This is a genomic window from Pseudoalteromonas sp. M58 (assembly GCF_042604605.1).
GTDB lineage: Bacteria > Pseudomonadota > Gammaproteobacteria > Enterobacterales > Alteromonadaceae > Pseudoalteromonas > Pseudoalteromonas tetraodonis.
Genome location: NZ_CP152390.1, coordinates 217,638 through 236,933, shown reverse-complemented (window position 1 = coordinate 236,933; position 19,296 = coordinate 217,638). Strand labels below are relative to the sequence as shown.

16 protein-coding genes are annotated in these 19,296 nt (G+C 41.1%); 7 read left to right on the top strand and 9 right to left on the bottom strand.

The window, feature by feature from the left end; translation table 11 throughout:
* Window positions 1-18: 18 nt before the first annotated feature.
* The 3 genes from AAGD16_RS01130 to cysQ are packed head-to-tail and all read left to right on the top strand — an operon-like array spanning window position 19 to window position 3,150.
* Window positions 19-1,743 carry an SLC13 family permease gene (locus tag AAGD16_RS01130; RefSeq protein ID WP_033103598.1) on the top strand — a complete coding sequence of 575 codons (1,725 nt, stop codon included), beginning with the start codon at window positions 19-21 and terminating at the stop codon, window positions 1,741-1,743.
* Window positions 1,744-1,776: 33 nt separating this feature from the next.
* Window positions 1,777-2,370 (top strand): adenylyl-sulfate kinase, encoded by a 594-nt coding sequence (gene cysC, locus AAGD16_RS01125; RefSeq protein ID WP_377113123.1) that lies wholly within the window; start codon window positions 1,777-1,779, stop codon window positions 2,368-2,370.
* 9 nt (window positions 2,371-2,379) lie between these two features.
* Window positions 2,380-3,150, top strand: a complete 771-nt coding sequence (gene cysQ / locus AAGD16_RS01120) for a 3'(2'),5'-bisphosphate nucleotidase CysQ (protein WP_377113120.1) — start codon at window positions 2,380-2,382, stop codon at window positions 3,148-3,150.
* A 196-nt stretch (window positions 3,151-3,346) separates the two neighbouring features.
* On the opposite strand, the gene AAGD16_RS01115 is transcribed toward cysQ, so the two are convergent.
* On the bottom strand, window positions 3,347-6,172 hold the full coding sequence (locus AAGD16_RS01115; RefSeq protein WP_377113117.1) for a P-loop NTPase fold protein: 2,826 nt from the start codon (window positions 6,170-6,172) through the stop codon (window positions 3,347-3,349).
* Between the two features lie 338 nt (window positions 6,173-6,510).
* On the opposite strand from AAGD16_RS01115, the gene AAGD16_RS01110 reads away from it, so the two are divergent.
* Window positions 6,511-7,782: an aromatic amino acid transport family protein gene (locus tag AAGD16_RS01110; RefSeq protein ID WP_028835945.1), complete on the top strand. Its 1,272-nt coding sequence runs from the start codon at window positions 6,511-6,513 to the stop codon at window positions 7,780-7,782.
* A 128-nt stretch (window positions 7,783-7,910) separates the two neighbouring features.
* Window positions 7,911-9,248, top strand: coding sequence for a M24 family metallopeptidase (locus tag AAGD16_RS01105; RefSeq protein WP_377113112.1), 1,338 nt, complete (start codon window positions 7,911-7,913; stop codon window positions 9,246-9,248).
* 63 nt (window positions 9,249-9,311) lie between these two features.
* Here the strand turns inward: AAGD16_RS01105 and speD are convergent, their stop codons facing one another.
* The 8 genes from speD to AAGD16_RS01065 all read right to left on the bottom strand — a co-directional run bounded on the left by speD (window position 9,312) and on the right by AAGD16_RS01065 (window position 17,145).
* A complete protein-coding gene (gene speD / locus AAGD16_RS01100) occupies window positions 9,312-10,124 on the bottom strand; it encodes an adenosylmethionine decarboxylase (protein WP_013463831.1) in 813 nt (270 codons plus the stop codon).
* A gap of 87 nt (window positions 10,125-10,211) precedes the next feature.
* Window positions 10,212-10,625 carry an OsmC family protein gene (locus AAGD16_RS01095; RefSeq protein WP_013463830.1) on the bottom strand — a complete coding sequence of 138 codons (414 nt, stop codon included), beginning with the start codon at window positions 10,623-10,625 and terminating at the stop codon, window positions 10,212-10,214.
* A gap of 95 nt (window positions 10,626-10,720) precedes the next feature.
* A complete protein-coding gene (locus AAGD16_RS01090; protein ID WP_013463829.1) occupies window positions 10,721-11,059 on the bottom strand; it encodes a DUF3802 family protein in 339 nt (112 codons plus the stop codon).
* Between the two features lie 136 nt (window positions 11,060-11,195).
* Entirely contained in the window at window positions 11,196-12,665 is a 1,470-nt protein-coding gene (astD, locus tag AAGD16_RS01085; protein ID WP_024602227.1) for a succinylglutamate-semialdehyde dehydrogenase, read from the bottom strand.
* 15 nt (window positions 12,666-12,680) lie between these two features.
* Complete coding sequence (gene astA, locus AAGD16_RS01080; protein ID WP_290191523.1) at window positions 12,681-13,697, bottom strand: arginine N-succinyltransferase; 1,017 nt, start codon at window positions 13,695-13,697, stop codon at window positions 12,681-12,683.
* Between the two features lie 84 nt (window positions 13,698-13,781).
* Window positions 13,782-14,987, bottom strand: a complete 1,206-nt coding sequence (locus tag AAGD16_RS01075; protein ID WP_013463826.1) for an aspartate aminotransferase family protein — start codon at window positions 14,985-14,987, stop codon at window positions 13,782-13,784.
* 370 nt (window positions 14,988-15,357) lie between these two features.
* Window positions 15,358-16,518 (bottom strand): HDOD domain-containing protein, encoded by a 1,161-nt coding sequence (locus AAGD16_RS01070; RefSeq protein ID WP_028835941.1) that lies wholly within the window; start codon window positions 16,516-16,518, stop codon window positions 15,358-15,360.
* 45 nt (window positions 16,519-16,563) lie between these two features.
* Window positions 16,564-17,145 carry an aminodeoxychorismate/anthranilate synthase component II gene (locus AAGD16_RS01065; protein WP_013463824.1) on the bottom strand — a complete coding sequence of 194 codons (582 nt, stop codon included), beginning with the start codon at window positions 17,143-17,145 and terminating at the stop codon, window positions 16,564-16,566.
* 231 nt (window positions 17,146-17,376) lie between these two features.
* Between AAGD16_RS01065 and AAGD16_RS01060 the strand changes: the two genes are divergently transcribed.
* Together AAGD16_RS01060 and glpK are read left to right on the top strand one after the other, a co-directional pair.
* The gene (locus AAGD16_RS01060) at window positions 17,377-17,619 is read left to right on the top strand and encodes a YdcH family protein (protein WP_013463823.1); all 243 of its coding nucleotides are present in this window, start codon (window positions 17,377-17,379) and stop codon (window positions 17,617-17,619) included.
* Between the two features lie 168 nt (window positions 17,620-17,787).
* Window positions 17,788-19,293: a glycerol kinase GlpK gene (glpK, locus tag AAGD16_RS01055; protein WP_377113103.1), complete on the top strand. Its 1,506-nt coding sequence runs from the start codon at window positions 17,788-17,790 to the stop codon at window positions 19,291-19,293.
* Window positions 19,294-19,296 lie beyond the last annotated feature (3 nt).

Genomic DNA, 19,296 nt, shown 5'->3' with positions numbered 1-19,296 from the left:
GTTAGGAACATTTAAAGCATGGTAGAACAGCTCATTTTAACAGGCATTATGTTGCTTTTAGTCGGGTGCCTATTTGGCACCCGTATTAACCCTGCGTGGTTATTTGTCAGTGCCATAGGCACCAGCTACCTAACTGGGCTCATTGACTTAGAAAACATGCTGGTTAATTATACTAACCCATCATTAATTACCTTAGTGTTATTAATTTTAGTGTCGATAGCGATAGAAAAAACCACGCTTATTCAACGCTTAGCTAAATCGTTATCCAGTGGCAGTTTAGTTAAATCAGTGACCAAGCTTGGGCTTTCTACAGCGTTTTTGTCTTCCTTTACTAACAATACTGCGGTGGTTGCCTCCTTAATTACCGCCATAAAAGATAACCCAAACCACTCCCCTTCAAAGCTGTTGCTACCCTTGTCGTACACCGCAATTTTAGGCGGTACTATTACACTCATCGGTACCTCTACTAACTTAATCGTAAATGGCTTTGCAGTAGATGCGGGGATGGCGCCATTAGGCTTTTTTGATTTTACCTTAGTGGGTTTAGGCGCACTCAGTGTGGGCTTAATCACTATTTTAGTGATGCTAAAATGCCTGCCCGACAACGGCAAAAATAGCCAAGAGGTGGTGCCTTTTTATTTAGAAGGGAAAGTACAAACCGGCTCTAAACTAATAAACCGCACCGTAGAAGAAAACGGTTTACGCGATTTAAAAGACTTGTTTTTGGCTGAAATTATTCGCGATGGCAATCGCATTTGCGCCGTGACCCCCCAACATATTATTCAACAAGACGACATACTGCTGTTTGTAGGCGATATAAAGTCGGTACCTTTGCTCACTCGCTTTGACGGCTTAAAAGTGGTGCACGACAAACACGAAAAAGACATAGAACACCTCGTTGAAGTTGTCGTTAGTCAGTCGTCTAAATTAATTGGCAAAACGGTAAAAGAAGCCCGCTTTAGAGAGCAATTTCATGCGGCCGTTATTGCTATTCGCCGTGGTCATGACCGCTTACAAGGCGGGCTTGGGCAAGTGCGCTTACAAGCGGGTGACTCATTAATCCTCGCCCCTGGTAAAAGCTTTTATGACTTAACTAACTTAAAGCGCGAATTTGTGTATATTTCAGGGCTTGATTTACAAACCCACCTCGGTGCAAAACAATCAAACATTGTATTGTTAAGTTTTGCAGGTGTGCTGGGGTTAAGTATTTTAGGTGCAGTACCGCTGGTTAAAGGCTTATTAGTGTTACTTATTGGGCTGATGCTGTGTGGCACGATTAAGCTGAGCGAAATAAAACGCCGCTTTCCTATTGAGTTACTTGCCGTAGTAGGCAGTGCCATAGGTTTAGCTAAGCTAATGATAGGCACCGGCCTTGCTGGGCAAATATCAGACGCCATGTTTGTAGTGCTTGGCGACTTTGGCCCTTATGGCGCGTTTATCGCAATCTTTTTAATGACGGTGTTATTTACCGAATTGATCACTAATAACGCCGCAGCGGCACTGTCGTTTCCGGTTGCCTACTCATTGGCTATTGGCTTTAACGTAGAACCTTTGCCGTTTATTATGGCGGTTGCATTTGGTGCCTCAGCCAGCTTTATTTCACCTTTTGGTTATCAAACTAACTTAATGGTTTATAGCGCGGGTAACTACCGACTAAAAGACTATGTAATGATGGGGCTACCCCTTTCTATTATTTATTCAATTACCGTACTAACTTTGATCCCGCTGGTATTTCCGTTTTAATGCCCGCGCTTATAGCATAAAGAGACACAGCAAATGGATAACAATATTGTTTGGCATAATTACGCCACCACTAAAGTACAGCGCAGCGAACAAAAAAAGCATAAGAGCGCTATTATATGGTTTACTGGTTTTTCTGGCTCAGGTAAAAGCACCGTTGCGAATGCTTTAGAAGCGGCACTCAATCAGCAAGGCGCGCACACGTACCTACTTGATGGCGACAATGTACGCCATGGTTTATGTAAAGATTTAGGCTTTAGCGATGCAGACCGCATTGAAAATATCCGCCGCGTAGGCGAAACCGCCAAGCTAATGGTTGACGCTGGTTTGTTAGTCCTTACTGCGTTTATATCTCCTTTTAAAGCTGAGCGCGACATGGTTCGTGAATTAGTAGATGAGGGTGAATTTATCGAAGTATTTATCGACACCCCTCTTGAGGTGTGCGAAAGCCGCGATCCAAAAGGCTTATATAAAAAGGCGCGCGCCGGTGAAATTAAACACTTTACTGGGATTGATTCAACTTACCAGCCGCCGGTTAATCCTGAAATAATTTTAGATACCAGTAAAAACACCCTAGACCAATCGGTAGCTCAACTGATAACGTATCTAAAACATCAGCATATACTATAGGCCCATGTAATGAACCAAACTGAACTGCTAGAAGAAACCCTTATTCTCGCCCGCAAAGCGGGAAGCGCGATTATGGGTATTTACAATAAAGACTTTAATGTTGAATACAAAGCCGATGAAAGCCCTGTAACCGACGCCGACTTAGCAGCTCATAAGATCATTAGTGCAGGACTAAAAGAGCTCACCCCCGATATTCCTGTGCTTAGTGAAGAAAGTGCCGATATTGGTTGGGATGTACGCCAAACATGGAAAAGCTACTGGCTGGTTGACCCAATCGATGGCACCAAAGAATTTATAAAAAAGAACGGCGAGTTTACTGTTAATATTGCCCTAATCGAAAATGGCAAACCGGTTTTAGCCGTGGTTGATGCCCCTGCACTGGGTGTATCTTATTTAGCCGCCGAAGCCATTGGTGCTTTTAAAGATAAAGGCGATGAGCGCATCGAGCTTAAAGTGACCACCAAGCCTAACAAAGGCCTTATTCGTGTTGTAGGTAGCCGCTCGCACCCTTCCCCTGATTTAGCTGAATTTGTAAAACGCTTTGATGAGGTTGAAATGGTGTCAAAAGGCAGCTCACTGAAACTGTGTTTAGTCGCCGAAGGCAGCGCCGACATATACCCGCGCTTAGGCCCAACTTGTGAATGGGATACCGGCGCAGGCCACGCCATCGCTGAAATAGCCGGTGCAAAAGTAACTATGCTCGATGGCAGCCCGCTTATTTATAACACCAAAGATGAGTATTTGAATCCATTTTTTGTGGTATCGGCTTTAGAAGAATAAAAGCTGGTTTAGCGAAAGTTGGGTTGAGCGAAGCAAAATCCAACAAGCATCTTAAATTACGGGCTACGGGCTTAGAGTCGCGGACAGCGGACAGCTCGATGACAATTTAAACACCGCAGGTTTAGTTGAGTGGAAGCCTTTTTTAGGAATGATGTTTATTAGGCTGTTCTATACTAATACCTGACAAGTGACATGATTATTCAGATTTCAGAAGTTGTAATACGCTATTTAAATTCTGTTGCTTTTCACTATTATTACAAACTAATTGCTCTAAGCGTTTAATAATGACTTCTCTTTCTCTAAGGCTAATCTTTTTAATATCAGTTTCAATACCGAACTTTGGTTTATGATTATCATGTTTCAATATATCGACCAATAAACATAGTGATTTTTCATCTGTTCGCTCTAAAAACAATCTTAGAATAAAATCATAATTAGTTTTATCGCCAGCATTTTTAATGCTGTAGGAGTTCAATGCTGACAGGATGAGTAGGTGTTCATCAAAGATTTCTCCATCTAACAACACACCACCCAAGTGATTGAAGTCAGCGCCAATTAAAATATTTTCAAGCGAGTTACAATTACTAATCAGTGAATTCAAAAATCTAAGTGAAAGGTCGGGATCTGATAAATTTGCAATTTTAGTAGCAACATCTTCAAAATTCTCTTTTTTAATAATCTGTAAGGTTAGCCGACTGAAGATACTTTCAAATAAGTACCCATGAGTAAAATATTCTTCCCTGAGAACTTTTATGATCAGTTCAAACAGCCTTTCGGATGTAGCTTCACGACAAATAGGATTCTTCACCGTAAAAATAATATACTCAAATCGCCATACTATCTGCTGAAACTTTAAGTCATGGCATAAGTCATCTACTAACTTATACAAATCATCTGGCACTATGAAACGCCTAAATACTTCTTGTTCTCGAAGCTCTCCATCTAAGATATCTTCTTTTACAATCCGCTTCAGATAACAAATGTTCGGATCATTACAACTTAATAATTGAGTAGCTCTGTAATACTTATTAAAAATCAACTCAGGCTTTGTTGTAGCCGCTTTCTTATCAAAGTTATCAGCGATCCTGTTTAGCGCTTCCACTTTTTGATCATCATTATTCTGCGGTGACTTTTCAATTTTATTTGGTTCGCTTTTTTCTTGCTCGATAAGGCCTAGAAGAACTTTATAAAAATCAAAATATATTTTATCTTGCTCGTCTACTAAATCATGAATAATACGGGCTACATTCTTCGAACCATCTTTGATCAAAGAGTCATAGTGCCTTTCAAGTGAAGAAAAAGATGCGGGCCTAACTTCCCTTAAAGCACAGGCCATCAATAAAGAGAGTAAGCTAACTTCACCCATTAAGCGTTCAGAATTCCAAGCTTGATCAACTCGCCGTAATATTTTTTTAAGCTGCCTAATTGAAACTATTACTGCTTGTAGAGCATTAACTTCCTTAATAAATAAGGTATTTCTCTTTTTCAAAGCCTCTATAAACTCCGAACGACTGCGAAAAACATGAGATGAAAAGCTATCTTCTATTCTACTAGGGTTCAGCGCCACTTCAGGCATGGTATTAGATAAAATAATAACTTTATTATGATGCAATGCCTCTTTAAGACTTTCTTGAATAAAGGAATTTATTACCGCTGACAAGTCGGCTAGGAGAATATCCTCTCTATAATCAGTCGCTTTTGATATCACTTCAGCAGCAACTTCATTCTCATTCCCCATAGCGACGATGAAATTGATATGACTCAAATTTCGATTTTTCAATCTATCAAGCAACGCAGCTATATCATTTAGGCGCTTTTCGTTTTCATCACCCGTACCACGATCGACATCTTGTACGGTGATCAGTAATTTGTGGTTGGTAACTTCAAGAACATCATTAAGCTTTTGAAAGCTTTGCTCAATATCAATTGGGCCCGCGAGTAGTGTGGAGGCAAATTGAAATAGACCGCCTCCTGACTTTAGCGCTTCGGTATAATGCTTAGGTAGCGCACGAAAGGCGCACATGTCTAAGTGCTGGCTGATATCGTCGATAATATGGCTAAGTACAACATGTGCAACACTGCCACTTGCTGCACCCCAGGTTGAAATATCACTGTGTATCCAGTCACCACCTTGCTTAGGGCTGTTTGCTAGCTCACTTGCAATACTGTCAACTATACTACTTTTTCCGCATCCAAATGGCCCACATAATGCAATGTGTTGTGCTCCCCTTTTCTCATATCCTTCTTTATCGCCGCCTGCTCGCAGCCGCTCAGTAATGCGTGCGGCATAAACCTGCAAGTCAGGCTCTAATTGTTCTATGTTTTTAATAGTGGAATCGTCTTTAAACCATTCTCGAAAACCTTTTAAGCTCTCAAGTGTTAATTCAGCTTCTTGTTTTGATTCGACTTTCGACTCTGCGCTAAATGCTTTTAACTGCTCACATAATAAATATACCGACATAGCCAAATAAGCAACTGCTATACAAAAGAACACCCAGAATGCTTGCTCTGTTTCAACTAAGCATATTGCAGAAAATAAATAAAATGCTGATACCACGCACAGTGCAACTGAAAATATCGGTTTTTCTGTATACAGTTTAGTTTGATAGATAATAGTCGCTGCAGCAGCTAAAAAACTCAGTGACAGAAACTTGAAACTTACAAATGCATAAGCTGTCAGTTGTTCTTCTATTTTATTGTTAGTTACATACACATAACCAACAATGAAAAATAATCCAAACAATACACTCATTGTCACGGGCGGATATCGCCAATTGAAACCAATACTTCGTTTTGGGTGAGAAATGTAGAACTTATCCAGCAGTAGCTTTATGCCAATACCGGCTAAAAATGCAAAACTATAATGCAGTGCAGGGTTGGTATATAAAATACTACTCAAATTGGTATAGGTTGTTTGCACAAAAGCGACTTTGCTTAAAAATATAACGAGAGTGGTAGCCGTTATTGCACACAATAAAAGAGATAGCCAACGCTGGAATGGAATAAGAAGAGACTGCGACAATTTAATATCCTTATCAATAAAGTAACACTCATTAGTGTACAGTAAACACCCAAAAGCAAACACTCTATAGGAGGAAATAATAAACACGGTGCTGAAACGAGTAAAAAGCATTTATGAGTATGTCCCGCCTTTCACACCAACCATGATTATTATTCACGCATTTCGCGGCATATTCCCGCGCTAATTGCTTGCCTTTTAAACACTGTTTCATATTCGTGACAGTCAGTAACTAATACGCTACAACAAATTTATATCCAAGACATAAAAACACATGAAATGAGTGCCTAAAAACTATATTCTTCGGCGCAATTATTATGATAAATAATGGATACACACACATGACAACATCTCAAGGTGCAACGCTTTCAAATGCACCAGCACAAGACGCACACACGTCTAAATCAAAATGGAATCTGCATGATACGCAGTGGACACTTAGTCTTTTTGGCACCGCAGTAGGTGCTGGTATTTTATTTTTACCGATTAATATTGGTATTGGTGGTTTTTGGCCGCTGATTATTATGGCGTGTTTAGCCTTTCCGATGACCTTTTTAGCCCACCGTGGCTTGGCGCGTTTTGTATTATCGTCAAAAAATAAAGAGGCTGATTTTACCGATGTGGTAGAAGAGCACTTTGGCGTAAATGCGGGTCGACTGATCTCCTTGTTATACTTTTTATCAATTTTTCCTATTTTGCTTATTTACGGTGTGGGTTTAACCAATACGGTAGACAGCTTTATGGTCAATCAGCTAGGGATGGAGTCGCCGTCACGCGTTGCGTTATCGGGTATCTTAGTTGCGCTGATGATTGGCTTAATGATGGGCGGTGAGCGCTTAATGCTGCGCGCCTTTGCTATTTTAGTGTATCCGTTAGTGGGTATATTATTCTTTTTATCGCTGTATTTAATCCCAAGCTGGCAAATGCCGGATACAAGTTTGCCTGAGCTAGGCAGCTTTAGTAAAACACTTTGGTTATCAATTCCTATTATTGTATTTTCGTTTAGCCATGCAGCGGCTATTTCAAGCTTTGTTAATAAACAACGCAGCCACTACGGTGAACTAGCAACGTCTAAGTCAGAAGCGATTCTAAAACGTACTAGCTTATTATTAATCACCTTTGTTTTGTTATTTGTGTTCTCATGTGTGCTATCACTTACCGGTGAACAAATGGCAGAAGCCAAAGCGGCAAACGTTTCTGTTTTGTCTTACTTAGCTAATATTACAGAAAACTCATTCATTGCAACGCTGGGACCTTTGGTTGCCTTTATTGCTATTATGTCGTCGTTTTTAGGTCACTTTTTAGGGGCGCGCGAAAGCTTTACCGGATTAGTAACTAAACACTCAAGCATGAGCCCTAAAGTGGCTGACAAAGTGGGTGCGGTACTGATGTTTTTTGCTATTTGGTTCTGCGCGGTTAAAAACCCAAGCATACTAGATATGATGGATCAGTTATCGGGCCCAATCATTGCGATGATTTTATTCATTATGCCAATGATTGCGGTTTACAAAGTACCTAGCTTACAAAAATACCGTAACCGTTTAAGTACCTTATTTGTACTGGCGGTCGGTTCGTTAGCCGTTTGTGCGTTACTGTACAGCATGCTTAGCTAAACGTTTTGACTCTAAAAAGCCCAGTATTTTGCTGGGCTTTTTTGTGCCTGCGGTTTATCGCAAATGATTTTTTTATCGTATTGCTTGTGAGATGTTAGCTTATATATTCGCCTAAAAATAAGCCAACTATGCAAAACAATAAATGCGTTTTTTTATTAGCCTTTATACTCATACTTCTTAGCCCTGTAATTAAAGCCGCTGAGTCCCCGACTATTTTATCAATGAAAGACAGGGCCGCGTTTATCGATAGCATTACCGAAAAACGCATCAATACGTTATTACCCACATTAATGCAGCAACACAATATAGATATGTGGCTAATGATAAGCCGCGAATATAATGAAGATCCGATATTAAAAACCATGCTGCCAGCAACGTGGTTGTCGGCAAGACGCACCACCATTTTAGTGCTAGCACGCAATGCCTCAGGGGCTGTAGATGCTTTTGCTATTGCGTCTTATAAAATAGGGAATGTGTTTAAAAAGGCATGGGACAAGAAAGCCCAGCCCAATCAGTGGCTTGCTCTTAATGAGCTTATTGAGCAATACCAACCGCGAAATATTGCTCTCAATACATCTACAGACTGGGCACACGCTGATGGCTTAGTGCATGGCGATTACACCACTTTAATGGCCAACTTACCTGCGACATATAAAAATAAAATAACCTCAGCCGAGCCGCTGGCTGTTGCATGGTTAGAGCAACGCATTCCAGAAGAAGTGGACATGTACAAACACATTGTTGCTATTGCTCATTCTATTATTGCTGAGGGCTTTTCAAATAAAGTAATTACGGTGGGCAAAACAACCAGCGACGACTTAGTATGGTGGTTTAGAGAGCGCGTAAGGGAGCTTAAACTGCAAACGTGGTTTCACCCAAGTATTGCAATACAACGCGCCGACAGTAAATCGTTCGACCACGAAGACAGTTTTACCAATGGCTATGCCGACAATGTTATTCAAGCTGGCGATTTACTGCATGTTGATTTTGGTATTACGTATTTACGCCTAAATACCGACACTCAACAACATGCGTATGTTTTAAAACCAGGCGAGACAAAAGCCCCAGATTACCTTGTTGATGCGTTAAAAAAGGGTAATAAGCTACAGGACATTTTTACGGCTGAATTTACAGCTGGTAAAACGGGTAATCAGGTATTAAAAGCCGCCCGCGAAAAAGCCATTGCACAAGGTTTAAAACCCACTATTTATACGCACCCGCTTGGCTATCATGGCCATGCAGCTGGCACGACATTAGGCATGTGGGATTCACAGCAAGGTGTGCCGGGTGATGGCGATTACCCACTGCATTTAAATACCGCTTATTCTATTGAGCTTAACAATGCGGTGTTTATAAAGCCGTGGAATAAAGAAATAAGAATAATGCTAGAAGAAGACGCCCTGTTTGATAAAACCGGTGTGTGGTATCTAAATGGCCGACAAACCGAGTTGTTACTCGTTAAGTAGCATTAAACAACACATACAAAAATGGCGCTCAGTGAGCGCCATTTTTTATTTAATGCGTTGCTATTATTCTGTATCTGGCAGATTACGACCATAGAATATTTCTTGCATTTCACGTGTTAGTTTTGAGCGAATCTCTTCTTCTTCGTCATCTGACAAATCATCAGTAGATAAACCAAATAAATACGTATTTAAATCGGTTTCTTTTAACATCATTTTGGTATGAAACAGGTTTTCTTGATACACGTTCACGTCCATCATTTGGTACGCTTCTTTAGTATCTTCTGTCATGAAGTTTTGAATCGAGTTAATTGCATGGTCAATGTAATGTTTAACGCCGTTAATATCACGGGTAAAGCCACGTACACGGTAGTCAATTGTAACCACATCAGACTCAAGGCTATGGATTAAGAAGTTTAACGCTTTAAGTGGCGAAATAATGCCACAGGTTGATACTTCAATATCAGCACGGAAAGTACAAATACCATCATCAGGGTGTGCTTCAGGGTACGTGTGAACACAAATGTGGCTTTTATCAAGGTGTGCAACCACTGAGTCAGGTAACGGCCCTGGTGCTTCGTCAGCATCATAATTTTGCTGCTCTTCTACCGGCTCTTCTGAAACCAAAATAGTTACGCTGGCACCTTGTGGCTCGTAATCTTGACGTGCAATATTTAAAATATTGGCACCAATAATATCAACCACATCACCTAAAATGTCGGTTAGTCTATCTGCACTATACTGCTCATCGATATATTCTATATATTCTTTACGTTGTTGCTCTGTTTTTGCATAGCAAATATCGTAAATACTAAAGCTTAGGCTTTTAGTTAAATTATTAAAGCCATGAAGTTTAAGTTTATCGAAGGGTTTGTTCATATAAACCAACCTATAAATTAGTGAAATCTGCACCTGCAGAATGAAAAGTTCGCGGATTTTATACGAATTTTACTCACGGAAAAAGCGTTATTTTCCCTGATCTTGAACAACTTCATGGCTGTGGGTAATTTCTACTGTTTTATCAAGCATTAATGCAACTGAACAATACTTTTCTGCCGAAAGCGAAACCGCTCTTTCTAGGTGCTTTTCAGACACATTATTACCAGTTACAACAAAGTGTAAATTAATTTTGGTGAACACGCGCGGGGCTGTTTCTGCTCGTTCAGCGGTTAACTGCACATCTACTGATGAGAACTCTTGCTTAGTTTTTTTTAAAATACTCACCACATCAACCGATGAACAACCACCAACCGACATCAATACCATTTCCATTGGGCTAGGTGCTGCTCCGTCACTGCCCGCATCAAACACGACATTATGATTGCTGTTAGAGCGACCGATGTAAGTATTACCTTCAACCCATTTTACATTTGCTTGCATTGTTTTATCTCAATAATTTATATTCATTACACGCAGACACTCACGCGCATTTAAAATTAAATAGCGAATAAAGCGTGGTTTTAAAGGGGGAAATATTAACTAATAGCGTTATCAAATAAGTTTTTGACTAGCCCAGCAAACTCATCAATAAAAGCATGCTGTTCGACTGTGACGGTGTGAGAAGTCACACTGCTGAGTACTTCTTGTAAGTCGTAAACAATGCCATCAACTTCGCGTACAATTTGACTACGCTGCTCTGTAGATAGATCGGGGTGTTGTTGACAAATGCGTATGACATTTTCGGCAATTACATCTTCAATTAACTCAATAACCGTTGGTGCACCTGGCTTTATTTCACCTGGTTTTTCAAACAACGCTAAGTTCTGAGTTAGGTACATTATTAAGTCATCGTACCCTTGCCTGTTTAAAACCATTGTCTACTTACCTCAAAAATACTGGTTGCTTAATTTAAGCAGAAAGCACTGATAATTGCTAGCTTTGTGAGATTGCAGTATAAAAAAAGCAGCCGAAGCTGCTTTTTTAGTGATTTATTACTAGTTTAAAAATCAGTTAATCGATTTTTAAACCTGGGCTTAGTGTTGCTGGCATGGTTACTTTTTCAAGTTCCACAGACGCAACAGGGTATGCACAGTAGTCAGCGGCATAATAAGCGCTTGCTCTGTGGTTACCTGAGGCACCAATACCGCCAAACGGCGCTGCACTTGATGCACCGGTAATAGGACGGTTCCAGTTAACAATCCCCGCACGGATACGACGTAAGAAATGATCGTAATCGGCTTGGTTATCACTTAGTAGGCCTGCTGATAAACCAAAGCTCGTGTCGTTTGCTTTATCAATTGCTTGGTCAAAGTCATCAAAACGGAATACTTTTAGAAGCGGACCAAAATGCTCTTCATCTGGGAAATCATTGATATTTGTACACTCAATAATACCCGGTGTAACAAAACCAGTGTTTGCTGTGTGCTCAAGTTCAACCAGCACTTCGCCACCCATGGCCTTTAACTCATCTTGTGCTTTAACCATTCCAGCGGCAGCGGCCGTTGAAATCATAGAGCCCATAAATGGTTGGTCAGCATCGTCGTAATTACCAACTTTGATTGCTTTAGTGGCTGTAATTAGGCGCGCTAAAATTTCATCGCCTTTAGCACCTGTTGGTAAAAACAATTTACGAGCACACGTACAGCGTTGGCCGCTTGAGATAAACGCAGATTGCACAATATCGTGCACAACAGCAAGCGTATCTTCTGCATCTTTAACGATTAGCGGATTATTACCACCCATTTCAAGCGCTAAAATCTTACCTGGTTGACCTGCGAACTGTTCATGTAAAATATGACCCGTACGAGAAGAACCTGTAAAGAATAAACCATCAATGCCTTTGTGTGACGCCAATGCTTTACCTGTTTCAACCTCACCTTGTACAAGGTTAATAACCCCTGCTGGTAAACCGGCTTTTTCCCATAGTTTAAGGGTTAGCTCAGCCACCATAGGTGTTAGTTCAGAGGGTTTAAATACCACGGTATTACCAGCTAAAAGTGCAGGTACAATGTGGCCATTTGGTAAATGCCCAGGGAAGTTATAAGGACCAAATACAGCAACAACACCGTGTGGCTTATGGCGGATCATCGCACGGCCTTGCGGCATCGCGTTTTCAACGTCGCCGGTACGCTCTAAAAATGCTTTTTCAGCAATGGCAATTTTTCCGACCATGGCACCCGCTTCAGTACGCGTTTCCCAAAGTGGCTTACCTGTTTCTTGAGCTATTGCCACAGCCAACTCTTCGCTATGCTCTTTTAACGTTGCAGCAAAGGTTTTTACAATTTCTAAGCGCTGCGCAAAGCTTTTATCAGCCCAGCTATAAAATGCTTCACGCGCAGAGGCTACGGCGCTATCTACTTGCTCAGCGCTAGCAGCTGATGCCTGCCAAATAACATCGTTATTTGCAGGGTTAACTGAGTTAAATTCTGTGCCTTGGCCTGGTGACCATTGACCATTAATAAATTGTGCAGGATGAGTCATATACTTTCTCCTAAATTAAACTGGGGTAGCCGTAACAAAATCGCCCGATTTCAAATGTAATGCATCAGCAAGTTCTTGCGTAAGTACTAGGCTGTTTGATCGCTCGTCAAATGCCATTGGCGCTACTGTTGCTCTAAAGTCTTCAAGTTTGTCATTGGCTAACAACACCATGGTATCGCCTGTCATTTCGCCAATTTCAACGCTAAAGTTTTGTGCATTGCGAATTGTCGCAATGTTATCTACTTTTGCTTCAACGGTTGGGCCCGCATCAAAAATGTCAACGTAACCATTAAAAGTAAAACCTTCACTTTTTAATAGTTGAATTGCAGGGCGCGTATTGTCATGCACTTGACCTATAACCGCTTGCGCGTCTTTACTCAATAAGTTGACGTAAATTGGGTATTTAGGCATAAGCTCAGCAATAAATACTTTTTGCCCTATTCCCGTCAGATAATCTGCCGTTGGGAAGTCCATAGAGAAAAAGTGCTCTTCAAGCCACTGCCAAAATGGGCTACTACCGTTTTCGTCAGATACACCGCGCATTTCTGCAATAACGGTTTGTGCAAAGCGTTGTTGATGCTGTTTTATAAACATAAAACGTGCTTTTGAAAGCAGCTTACCGTTACAATTTTTACGATAGCCGTTTTTTAAAAACAGTGTGCACAGCTCTGTCGCCCCAGTGTAGTCATTACAAAGGGTGAGAATATCTACCGCTTTATACACATCTAGCGTGCGCGAAGAGTGAATCACTTTACTCAAATGATAATGATAAAATGCGTCATCTAAGCCAACTGCGGCTTCAATACCTGAAGTACCGACTACTTCACCAGTTTCAGTATCTTCAAGAACAAATAAGTAACCCTCATCACCTGGTTGTGATGTCGTTTTTGTAAATGAGTTAACTGAATGCACTATCTTCTTTTGTAATAACTCTTCATTATTAGGCAAAGAAGTAAAGCCATGTCCCGACTCGTCGGCGATGGTTACTAAAGCTGCATAATCACTTTTTTGGATTGGGCGAAGGATCATCATGAATCCGCTTACTCCCTTATATATAACGGTAAATAGGAACTGCAAGGCAAACTACGTTTGCCCCTAAAGAAGTTGAATTAGCAATTACGCATTTACAACGTGGGCTACTGCTTTTTCAAAGCGTGCCATACCTTCGCGAATATCCGCTTCTGGTATTACTAAAGAAGGTGTGAAACGAACCACATCAGCACCAGCAACCAATGACATTAAGCCATGCTCAGTTCCGGCAACTAAAAACTCTTTTGCACGGCCTTTGTATTGCTCGTTTACCACAGCACCAATTAATAAACCTTGGCCACGAATTTCACTAAATACGTTGTACTTGTCGTTAATGGCATTTAATAGCTCAGTAAATAACGCCGACTTTGCTTTAACGCCCGCTAAAACTTCTGGGTTATTTACAGTATCAAATGCGGCTTCTGCAACTGCACACGCTAATGGGTTACCACCGTAAGTAGAACCATGTGTACCCACTTTAAGATGCTGTGCAATCTCAGTGGTTGTTAGCATAGCGCCAATTGGGAAACCGCCACCGAGAGCTTTTGCTGAGGTTAAAATATCAGGCACTACGTTTAAACCTTGGTATGCGTATAGCTCACCTGTACGGCCAACACCTGATTGTACTTCATCAAAAATAAGCAGTGCGTTGTGTTTAGTACATAAATCGCGAACGCCCTGTGCAAATTCGTCAGTTGGCGAAATGATACCGCCTTCACCTTGAATTGGCTCCATCATTACCGCACAGGTGTTATCGCTGATCAGTGCTTCAAATGCGGCAAGGTCATTGTAATCACAATGAACAATGTCGCCTGGCTTAGGACCAAACCCATCTGAATAGGCTGCTTGACCGCCTACAGTAACGGTGAAGAATGTACGGCCATGGAAACCTTTATTAAAGGCGATGATTTGCGATTTTTCTGCGCCAAATTTATCAAGCGCAAAACGACGCGCTAACTTAAGTGCCGCTTCGTTTGCTTCTGCGCCTGAGTTTGCAAAGTAAACTTTTTCAGCAAAGGTCGCATCAACCATTTTTTTAGCTAGGCGAAGTGCCGGCTCGTTGGTCATTACATTTGATAAATGCCAAATTTTTTCGCCTTGCTCTTTTAATGCGCCCACTAATGCAGGATGGCAATGGCCAAGACAGTTAACGGCAATACCACCAGCAAAGTCGATAAACTCTCGTCCTTGTTGATCCCATACACGAGAGCCTTCGCCTCGAACAGGAATTACGCTTGAAGGTGCGTAGTTAGGAACCATTACGTGATCAAATAATTCGCGATTGACTGTCATTTTATTTCCTCTTAATTGTGTGCATCACAAAGCAGTAGAATAGGGGTGTGATTATTGTTAATAACCAAATGTGCCGGCAAAAATTAATAACTGTATATTTGCCTGAAACTACGTTGTGGTTCAATTTTCAGGCGCTCATTATTTCAGAAATTTAGGGGGATGTCTCTTCAAAAACTTTCATGTACCCCTTTAAAATAAAGGGCTTAAGATATTATTTCATAGATAGTGAATAACTATTTGAGAGCTAATTATGATGTGCATTTACCTTAGTGAGCGCCTCTACAACGAAAAAAGCATGGCGCTTATAAATCAACTGCATATGAATAAGTAGAATTAAAGTGAATGAATAGTCGCAAAAAAATTAACAGATTTAATCAATTTGAAGTGCCAAATTAGTAAAATTACCTGTTTTTAGGGTATCTAACTCTTTTTTAGTAAACTGATAATAGCTAAACCAGCTTTGTAATTCATCGTCTTCAATCAGCTGGTGCTCTTTTAAATTTAAATATTGAGAATAACAGCGAGCCTTTAAAATCACTTGCGATAATGGCAATAAACTATCGCCCTTTTCAACCCCATTCACTAACTGCTGCATAACACTGTTAAAGGGCAAATATTTGAACGACATGGTTTCTATGACCTTGGCGCTGACAAGCAGTGATTTTTCGTGTAGCAGTGTTGTTAAAAATAACGGATCTGGTTTTAACTCTAATAGCGCGGTGTGTAGGTTTTTATCACCTTCTTCACGAGCACGCAGTACTTTGCGCTGCCATACCTGATCAAACACTTTTAGGTATAAGCGCACTAAAGCAATTTGCCCTACATTCAGTAACATGCCCAATGTAAACGCATGCATTGGGTTTACCCCGTTAAGCTGGGCAAGCGTTTGCGCTGCAATGGCACACGACATGGTGTTGTCTTTTAACCTGCGCTTTAATAACGTGAATGGTTCTGTGCTATGTGGCATCCAATGACGCACAGCAAAGGTAGGCACTACCAGCTGTAAATTATCTAACCCTACATAACGCAATGCTAATGCAGGCGAGTCTACTTTTACTGAGGTGGTTTTACTGCGCTGCTTACGATAAAAGGGTAAATTAACTAAGGTAACCAGCTCTCGCCCCAACCAACTTAAATCGTTAATTAGCGGCTCTAAACGGCCAACCGAGGCGGCGCGAGTAGCCAGTATATCGAGTATGGCGCACACGTTATCTTCTATGCCAATGGTGTCTTTAATCACAAAATCGATGTCTTCAAGACGTTTAGCAATCACGCTTTCAATAACGGTATGGAGTTTTTGACTGGTTTTAGCCTGTAACTTTTGATGTGAAGAGCTTTTTTGTTGGCGCTTTTGCTGCGCAGCTACTTCTACTTCTAATAAGGTGCGTTTTTTAACGGGTTTGCCGTCATTAAGATCTAAGGTATGAATAAAACCAATTTGCTGATTGGCAAAACTATGACCCAGTAGCAAATCATGCGCTCGTTGGTTTAGCACATTAACAATACGCTGTTGCTGCAATATGTCAGTCATAAGCTCTATCTTAGGGCAAAAAGTAAATAGCTTGCAGGTATAAGCCTAGAAGCGCGTTAAAAAGTTATCAAGTAAAGCTAAGCCCTGCTCGGTCAAAATCGCTTCAGGGTGAAATTGCACACCTTCAAGTGCGAGCTCGTTATGTAATAATCCCATAATTTCATCACGCTGCCCAGCGATGCTTTGAGTCCATGCTGTTACTTCTAACTCCTTTGGCAATGAGTGCGCTTCAACAATTAATGAATGGTAGCGGCACACCGTAAGTGGATTAGGTAGGCCCTTAAACATGCCTTGGTGCTGATGATAAATAGGCGATGTTTTTCCATGCATAACCTGTTTAGCTCGCACTACTTTACCACCTAGCACTTGAGCAATGGTTTGGTGCCCCAAACAAATACCTAATATAGGATAAACTCCTTTAAACTGCTCTACCACAGATAACGACACTCCCGCTTCAGTCGGGTTTTTAGGCCCTGGAGAAATCACAATATGATCTGGGTTTAACTGTTTGATCTCACTCAGCGTTATTTGGTCGTTACGTTTTACCAACACGTCTTGATCTAAGCGCTGAAAATACTGTACCAAGTTATAGGTGAACGAGTCGTAGTTATCGATCATTAAAAGCATGTAATAAAGTACTCAAAGTAATTAGGGCCTGTCGCAGGCATATTCTAACTGAAGCCTTTGCAGGTGTCAGTGTTTTGCAGCCCAGCAAACATAAATAGACACACTAACAACCAACAACGGTTGATTTATTTTAGATCAGCCCAAGCTCTGTTGTATGGGGACACCCCAAGTCACTGATCATTTTTATATAACGTGACGTGCATTATGCAACAGCCATTTAAGGAGTAACCTATGTTAGGCGAAGACCATTCATTAACGAAAGATTTTCCTGATTACACGCAAACTATTGCAAAACTTAATGCAAACGATGAAAACTTTGCAACCAAAGCAAAGCAATATAATGAAATCGATAAAGAAATTCGAGTGCTTGAGCTACAAGACTCACCCATAGATGACGAAGCCATGCAGCAGTTAAAACACGACCGAATGGTATTAAAAGATTGGCTACATCAACAATTAACGGATGCTAATTAATTGTTGTTATTTGGCGCCTATTAAATTGTAGGCGCCAGAATTGAGTGTTCACCTCCCTCTCCTACCTTTCGCTCATCTATAATTTTAACCATTATGGTGCAAAAGCATTGCTATTCGTTTAGCTTAAAGACAAGCTGTCTTTATCTAAATTAAACAACACTATTTTTTATGTCTAAATACATACTCTCGATTGACCAAGGAACGACAAGCTCTCGAGCTATTTTATACACTAAAGATGCCGAGGTTTTTGACACGGCTCAACAAACCTTCCCTCAACACTTTGTGAAAAATGGTTGGGTTGAACATGACCCTGTAGATATTTGGCAAACCGTATTAAGCAGCGTTAAAAACGTATTATCGCAGCAACAAGTCACTGCCGCCGACATTATTGCCATTGGCATTGCTAACCAACGAGAAACCACCTTAGTGTGGAATAAAAAAACCGGGCAACCTATCTACAATGCGATTGTGTGGCAAGACCGACGTACCAGTGAATATTGCGATAATTTACGTCATGCTGGGCATACACAAATGGTGAATGATAAAACCGGTTTAGTGCTCGATCCTTACTTTTCTGCAACCAAAATTCGTTGGATTTTAGATAACGTCAAAGGCGCTAAAGAGCAAGCACACGCAGGTGAACTAGCATTTGGTACGATAGATACCTACTTGCTATGGCAACTCACTAACGGTAAAGCTCACAAAACCGATGCTACCAATGCCTCTCGTACATTACTGTTTAACATTCATCAGCAATGCTGGGATGAAGAGTTACTGGCTTTATTTAATATTCCAGCGTCGATGCTACCTGAGGTAATGGACTCAGCGGCTGACTTTGGGGTGACTGCAAGCGAGCTATTTGGTGGTGAAATTTCAATTTGCGGTATAGCAGGCGATCAACAAGCCGCCTTAATTGGTCAAGCTTGTTTTGAAGAAGGAATGGCAAAAAGTACTTACGGAACGGGCTGCTTTTTAATGCTTAACACTGGTGATAAAGCACTAAAATCAAATAATCGTTTATTAACCACTCTTGCGTATCGGCTCAACGGCAAACCCACCTATGCGATTGAAGGCAGTATTTTTATGGCTGGTGCCACCATGCAGTGGATAGTAGAAGGCTTAAAGTTATTAGAAAACGCGGGAGAAAGTGAAGCCCTCGTCAAAGATGTTCCCTTGGATCATGGGGTATTCTTGGTTCCCTCGTTTACAGGCTTAGGTGCGCCCTATTGGGATGCAAATGCCCGAGGCGCAATTTTGGGCCTAACCCGAGACTCAGGCATTAGCACTATTGTTGCAGCTGCCTTGCAGTCGGTGGGTTATCAAACCAAAGATTTACAAAAAGCTATGGAAGGTGACGGACTCCGCCCTAGTATTCTAAGAGTTGATGGCGGCATGGCAAACAATAATTGGGCAATGGCGTTTTTAGCCAATATTTTAGGCGCAAGCGTTGAGCGCCCCACTCTAACCGAAACCACTTCGTTAGGGGTTGCTTACTTAGCCGGTTTGCAAACTGGGGTGTATGAATCAACTGCGCAGCTTGCCAGCATGTGGAAAAGCGATCGTCGCTTTGAACCAACCATGAGCAGTGAAGAGCGCAACGATTTATACGCAAAGTGGCTACATTGCATTGCACAAGTTAGACTTTCTAATAGCAATGACGGCGAGAGTGAGTAAAAT

Coding starts and splice junctions, on each gene's coding strand:
- AAGD16_RS01130 (WP_033103598.1), top strand. CDS start 19: ATGGTAGAACAGCTCATTTTAACAGGCATTATGTTGCTTTTAGTCGGG.
- cysC (WP_377113123.1), top strand. CDS start 1,777: ATGGATAACAATATTGTTTGGCATAATTACGCCACCACTAAAGTACAG.
- cysQ (WP_377113120.1), top strand. CDS start 2,380: ATGAACCAAACTGAACTGCTAGAAGAAACCCTTATTCTCGCCCGCAAA.
- AAGD16_RS01110 (WP_028835945.1), top strand. CDS start 6,511: ATGACAACATCTCAAGGTGCAACGCTTTCAAATGCACCAGCACAAGAC.
- AAGD16_RS01105 (WP_377113112.1), top strand. CDS start 7,911: ATGCAAAACAATAAATGCGTTTTTTTATTAGCCTTTATACTCATACTT.
- speD (WP_013463831.1), bottom strand. CDS start 10,124: ATGAACAAACCCTTCGATAAACTTAAACTTCATGGCTTTAATAATTTA.
- AAGD16_RS01095 (WP_013463830.1), bottom strand. CDS start 10,625: ATGCAAGCAAATGTAAAATGGGTTGAAGGTAATACTTACATCGGTCGC.
- AAGD16_RS01090 (WP_013463829.1), bottom strand. CDS start 11,059: ATGGTTTTAAACAGGCAAGGGTACGATGACTTAATAATGTACCTAACT.
- astD (WP_024602227.1), bottom strand. CDS start 12,665: ATGACTCATCCTGCACAATTTATTAATGGTCAATGGTCACCAGGCCAA.
- astA (WP_290191523.1), bottom strand. CDS start 13,697: ATGATGATCCTTCGCCCAATCCAAAAAAGTGATTATGCAGCTTTAGTA.
- AAGD16_RS01075 (WP_013463826.1), bottom strand. CDS start 14,987: ATGACAGTCAATCGCGAATTATTTGATCACGTAATGGTTCCTAACTAC.
- AAGD16_RS01070 (WP_028835941.1), bottom strand. CDS start 16,518: ATGACTGACATATTGCAGCAACAGCGTATTGTTAATGTGCTAAACCAA.
- AAGD16_RS01065 (WP_013463824.1), bottom strand. CDS start 17,145: ATGCTTTTAATGATCGATAACTACGACTCGTTCACCTATAACTTGGTA.
- AAGD16_RS01060 (WP_013463823.1), top strand. CDS start 17,377: ATGTTAGGCGAAGACCATTCATTAACGAAAGATTTTCCTGATTACACG.
- glpK (WP_377113103.1), top strand. CDS start 17,788: ATGTCTAAATACATACTCTCGATTGACCAAGGAACGACAAGCTCTCGA.